Annotated in this window: 4 protein-coding genes and 1 pseudogene; 4 read left to right on the plus strand and 1 reads right to left on the minus strand. The window is 42.3% G+C overall.

The features are described from left to right. Positions 1-120: 120 nt before the first annotated feature. Together istA and istB are read left to right on the plus strand one after the other, a co-directional pair. Positions 121-1,674, plus strand: a complete 1,554-nt coding sequence (gene istA, locus B0G52_RS15925) for an IS21 family transposase (RefSeq protein WP_094045996.1) — start codon at positions 121-123, stop codon at positions 1,672-1,674. Positions 1,675-1,677: 3 nt separating this feature from the next. Beyond that, on the plus strand, positions 1,678-2,421 hold the full coding sequence (istB, locus tag B0G52_RS15930) for an IS21-like element helper ATPase IstB (protein ID WP_094045998.1): 744 nt from the start codon (positions 1,678-1,680) through the stop codon (positions 2,419-2,421). A gap of 419 nt (positions 2,422-2,840) precedes the next feature. Here istB and B0G52_RS15935 read toward each other — a convergent pair whose 3' ends face one another. Next, complete coding sequence (locus B0G52_RS15935; protein WP_094046000.1) at positions 2,841-3,734, minus strand: hypothetical protein; 894 nt, start codon at positions 3,732-3,734, stop codon at positions 2,841-2,843. Positions 3,735-3,998: 264 nt separating this feature from the next. Between B0G52_RS15935 and B0G52_RS15940 the strand changes: the two are divergent. Together B0G52_RS15940 and B0G52_RS15945 are read left to right on the plus strand one after the other, a co-directional pair. Beyond that, a pseudogene (locus B0G52_RS15940) lies at positions 3,999-4,085 on the plus strand (ParA family protein); the annotation flags it as partial. 307 nt (positions 4,086-4,392) lie between these two features. Next, on the plus strand, positions 4,393-6,090 hold the full coding sequence (locus B0G52_RS15945) for an RNA-binding domain-containing protein (RefSeq protein ID WP_233162715.1): 1,698 nt from the start codon (positions 4,393-4,395) through the stop codon (positions 6,088-6,090). Positions 6,091-6,150 lie beyond the last annotated feature (60 nt).

A 6,150-nucleotide genomic window follows, 5' to 3' on the forward strand; every position in this document is an offset into this window, starting at 1 on the left:
CTTGTTAATGAAATAGAGCCACGATGTTAATCGTGAGAGCCACACCGCTGAATGTCTCCACTACAATGGAGGCATGCGTATCCGGAAGCGGAACGCAAATTTACAGCGGGAGGTCACCGAATGACCAAGTATCGAGACATTTTGCGGCTGAGCAGCATGGGGCTCAGCCAGCGGAGCATTGCATCAAGTTGCCAATGCTCGCGAAACACCGTATCCGAGGTGTTGAGTCGTGCAAGTGAGAGGGAACTGACTTGGCCGCTACCTGAGGATGTAGCGGATGCGGATCTGCAGTATCTGCTTTTCCCCGAAAAAGCGCAGGTCTCCTCACGAAAAATCCCGGATGTCGAATACATCCATCGGGAATTGGCTAAAAGCGGCGTCACGCTCAGTCTGCTTTGGAGCGAGTATTGCGAGGTATGCCGGTTAAGTCACGAAATCCCATTGAAGTATACGCAATTCTGCAACTACTACCGCAAATACGCTGCGACGACGAAAGCCACAATGCATATTCAGCGCAAGCCTGGTGAGCAACTGGAAGTCGACTGGGCTGGCCAGACAGCGAAAATCGTAGATGTCGAAACGGGCGAACTGCTCCCGGTCTACATCTTCGTCGCCGCACTGTCTTGCAGTCAGTACGCTTACGTGGAGGGCTTCTTGTCCCAGAATCAAGAAAGCTGGATTACGGCTCATGTCAACGCATTTGCTTATTTCGGCGGCGTTACTAAAATACTCGTGCCGGACAACCTCAAGACCGGCGTCGAAAAATCCTCCTGGTATTCTCCCGTTATTAACAAGACGTATCACGAAATGGCGGAGCATTACGGTACGGCCGTCATCCCCGCTCGTGTTCGCAAGCCTAAGGACAAGCCCGGCGTCGAAGGCACGGTCGGCATCATTTCCACTTGGATTCTGGCTGCATTGCGCCAGCAAACCTTCTTTACATTGACAGAACTGAACTTAGCCATCGATGAGAAGTTGACGTCGTTCAATAAACGACCGTTTCAGAAAAAGCAAGGTAGCCGCCTGAGCGCGTTTCTTGACGAGGAGAAACACGCCCTATTGCCGCTGCCCCCTTCTGCGTACGAGTGCGCCACCTGGAAAGTCGCTACCGTACAGTTTAATTATCACATAGCTGTCGACAAGATGCATTACAGCGTTCCCTATGAATATATCAAGCACAAGGTAGACGTGCGCATTACCCGCGGCGTGATCGAGGTTTTTTACAACCATCATCGCATCTGTTCGCATCCTCGTCTCTACGGCCGCTCCGGACAATATCACACACTTGCCGACCACATGCCGGACAAGCATAAGCAGTACGTTCAGTGGAACGCCGAGCGTTTCATCGCTTGGGCGGAGAAACTCGGACCCTACACGACTACGGTTATCCGAGCCCTACTAACCGGACATCGCGTTGAGCAACAGGGATACAAGGCTTGTATGGGGCTTCTTAAGCTCGCAGACAGATATTCGCTTGTTCGCGTAGAATCCGCCTGTGAGAAAGCGCTGAGCTATACGCCGAACCCCAGCTTTAAGCATGTCAGCACCATTCTCAAGTCCGGTCAGGACATGGTAGTGGCGGAGCAAGCGACAGCGGCAGATATCGACTCTGGCAATCGCCCCTCAAATCCGCATGGCTTCACGCGTGGCGCAAGTTATTACGGGAGGAACTAGTCAATGGCGGGCGAGACGACAATCAGCAAACTCATTAGCATGAAGCTTAGCGTAATGGCAGAACAATTCCGAGAGCAGATACAGACGCCGTCGTTTGGTTCCCTATCCTTTGAAGAAAGGCTTGGACTTCTTGTCGACGCAGAGTGGATCCGGCGGAAGAACAATCACCTGGACAAGCTCATCAAGAAGGCGACACTTCGTTATCCAAACGCCTGCGTTGAAGATATCGAATACCATGTAGACCGGAGGCTGGATCAAGCTCAAATTCTGCGTTTATCTACCGGCAACTTCGTTCATGAGAAGCATAATGTCATTATCATGGGTGCATCCGGTGCCGGGAAAACCTATATCGGCTGCGCGCTGGGGATCTCCGCTTGTCGGCAGTTCTTAGCTACCAGATACATCCGACTGCCAGAGCTATTGACCGATTTAGCTGTAGCTCGTGGTGAAGGCACATACAAGAAAGTGATCGCCCAGTACAAGAAGGTCAGCTTGCTCATTCTCGACGAGTGGCTACTCGTTTCGCTTACCGCGACCGAATCCCGCGACTTGCTTGAGATCATTGAAGCGCGTCATCAGAACGCCTCGACGATCTTTATCTCGCAATTTGCACCGGAAGGCTGGCACGAGAAGATCAACGAACAAACAATGGCCGATGCGATACTCGACCGTATCGTGCATAATTCGTATCACATGCTCATTGACGGCGAGGATTCCATGCGCAAGAGAAAAGGGCTGCCGACGTAACTCGCTTCCGGAGCCACCTCGTTTAGGGTGGCTCTTACCCTTAACATGGTGGCTCTATTTCGTTAACACAGTGGCTCTGATAGATTAACCGAGCGGCTCTACCGCACCGAAATATTCATGCCTGAAAGGGAAAGCCATTTTGCAGGTGCGCCACGACCATCCTTTATTTGGGTGCGAGCGATTTTTACCTATGCAAAAATAAATGATGGTATCATTTGGGCGATAATCATGCAGAGGGATAATGATACTTCCGTCTAGCCCAGTAATCGCAATGGGGGCAGCTTGCAGTGATCCTGGAAGAGGCGACAGCCTATGAGGACGTTAACCGCCGTTCGCTGGATGAGTTTATTATTATTGAACGTAACAAAGTGTTGGAGAATGGAATACTAACTTTTTTTCATGAGAGTATACTATTGAAATTACTTGAAATCTGGTGGGAGTAGAATTCTTTTAGTAGTTATATCCTTATTTCCTATTGATTTATTTATTCTCTTGAATTCAATTAGAAAAATACTGGATTTTGGAAGCATTATTTTATTATAGTTTCCTTTTATTTGTGGTTGGTCACCAATAAGTATATTTCCGTCAACACTTGGACGTAAGATGTACTTGTTATAGAGTTTTGTACCATCGGTTAGAGTAATAGTAGCTAGGATAACTGTAGTAGAGATTTTGTTGAAGACCATGACAACAGGTTGCAGAAGTAATCTATATATTCCATAACTCAATAAAACAATTATAGAAAATCCTATGTATGAATTATTGTTTGGTAATGCCAGCAAGGTATCAATAGTACTTTTTTGGTTTAAGTCTAGCGATAAATTAAGATAACCCAGTATCCAATTCATGGTATATCCAATAGTGCAATTCAAGGTAATAAAATAAAAAGCCAATAGAATTAAGAATAGCCAGAATAACGACTGTCTTTGTTTCATCTTTTCATGACAGAAAGTCAATACCCTCTCAGAAAAATACATTATCAACAAAAATAAGAATAGAACCACTGCCATGATTTCAGAAAATATGATTAGCCAGCTTGGTAACACTTGATTTGCAGTGTAAGGAAAGATTCTAATTAGATGATGTTTTTCATAGTTAAAGGCCGTAGAAAGTAAAGCAAGGTAGATGAGACTTAACATTGTGGAAAACTCTATAAATAGCCTTCTAATAAAACGATGAACACCTGGTAAAAATGCTTTCTCTTCAAGGGTGATATTAATTATAGGGTAAGGAACAAAGATGAGTTTTAAAAAGCTTAACATAACTGTAATCCCTACACCGCTAAATACCCAAGAGATGGTTTGTTGATTCATTAGTCTTTTTTCTCCTAGACGTATTATTTAGGTATATTATACGATGGTTCAATTATATATAGGAAGAAACGAATGCTTTTAGTGGTCTCTTACTCTTCTCTAAGAATCACATGATCTATGTAAAAAATTCATAGGAATGTCCAAGAGATGCGGTTAACTTTAGGGGCGTTCTCTTTTTTATATATAGAATTTTCAAAAAAGTCGATTGTTTGAAATTGAATGTTCAGTGCAGTCGGCTTTTTTGCGTGAAGGGAGAATAGTTGAATGAGCAGAGTAATCGCTCTCGCCAATCAGAAAGGTGGCGTCGGTAAAACGACAACAGCGGTTAACCTCGGTAGTGGCTTGGCAGCGTAAGGTAAGAGGGTTTTGCTGCTGGATGCAGATGCGCAGGGCAATCCCTATTATTGTTGGAATACTGAATAACACTTGGGTTCAGGTGTATCCAGTATCCCAAAAGAATTGTGGTCTTTCACGAATAAGACAGACTATCGGCATCCAGACGCGCTCGGAATGAATGCCGTAAAGAGGATAGGAATACGCATTCTCTGGAATGCGTTTCTTGTCAATTCATGCTTTTTGGAGCAGGAGTTAAGACCCTGTCTGGTGTATATTTACATATACTATTGCATGTGAATTAGCAGAGCGGTTGAGTTTGAATATGGGGGGCATTACTCTGAAGAGTCAAGAGGAAGTTTGGGATCTTATTCAAAATAATTATGAGTCAGATTCTCTTGTGTATAAAAAAATGCCGTATGATGATGAAGAAAATTTATTTATTGATGTATTGGCCATGGTAAACTCACCATACTTGGGCGCTAAATATATTGCAGTAGGTATTGAAGAAAAATCTCCAGTGGAAAAAGATATACTCGGAATTAGTCCTGATCAAGAACAAATATGTTCGAGCTATAAGCAAATGATTGAGCAATATATCACTCCACATGTCGATATTGAATACAGTAAGGTTCAGTATAATGATAAGCTCATTGCAGTTTTGAAAATACTAAACAATGCCAATGCATTGTATACCATGAGAAGCGCATACAAGAGACTAAATAGTAATTCTCTTTTTGTTCGGAAAGGGACTGTTAATATACGTGTCTCGTTTACCGAAATACAAGAATTATTACAGCTCAAACAAGAGAATGTGAGTAGTTCACAAACAGTTACCCCAATCTTTGAAAAAGTCCAATTAAAAGTGAATGTATGGAAAGAAGAAATAGGAGAAATTTTAGCGCGTACACTTATTCGGCACTCAGACATAGACGAGTCTGTTTATTTGAGTACCTTTATTAATAGTAAACAAATTTCGATAATGGAAACATCCGAGAAGGAGCCAATTTTCGTACTTCTTGGAGATGCAGGTGACGGTAAGAGTACGTTCTTAAAACAAATATATATCGATACTTTTGAAAATGGATTAAAGATAATTCCATTTTACGTGTCTTTAAATACATATGCAGGGGAAGACATCAAGGTTTTCGTTGAGAAAGGAAATACGTATCTGCCGGAGATTCAAGCTGAAAACTTTCTATTTTTGTTCGATGAATTTGATCAAGTAACGAATAAAGATCAATTGAGCAGAAAGTTATTGCAATTTATGGCTCATTATAAAGGTGCGAAGTTCTGTATTGCTTCACGTTCAAATAATTACTCTCACAATTTTTCTAATGCAACATTATTACAACTATCCCCGCTTCGAGCACGAGACATTGAGAAATATGCGGAGAAAAAATTGGGAAATAGATCAAAATTGTTTTTGGCTAATATCGTAGAGCGCCACTATATGGATTTTGTGAAAAATCCCTTTAATTTAAAACATCTAATTAATTACTTTATTTCAAATTCTCAATTACCAGAAAGTCGATCCCTTATTATTGAAGATGTAATTCGAGGTTCCATTACAACCGAATTATCACGTTGTGAGGCCGATCTATCGTATCGCGGTACGTACAACATAGACGGTATTTATAGGCATCTCCAGAAACTGTCACTCGTAATGGAATTATTGCAACAGAATTATATTTCGTCTTCACTACTGCAACAGATTATACCCAATAAAGAAGAACGGTATCTTATTAAGCAACTTAGCATCATAAGGAAGAATTTCTTGAAATCTGAAGAGAATTTTCAATTCATACACAATAATTATAATGAACATTTATGTGCGGATGTTTTAAAAAATATAGAGCTGTCGAAGCTTGTAACTTTATTCTCAATTGATGAGCTTGAAGAAGAAAATATTAATCCGTCCTGGGCAAATGTTATTGCATTTCTTCACAACTTACGTTTGAGCCCAGATCTGAATGATTATTTACTGGGTAAGCGTCAAATCCTCCCCACCTTCGCAGGCTAGCATCGGCGTGAGATAATCCTCCCACGAAGCCATACCGAGGGAGGATTTTTTATGGCCAGA

The sequence above is a fragment of the Cohnella sp. SGD-V74 genome, from assembly GCF_003001675.1.
In the GTDB taxonomy this organism is placed as follows: Bacteria; Bacillota; Bacilli; order Paenibacillales; family Paenibacillaceae; genus Cohnella.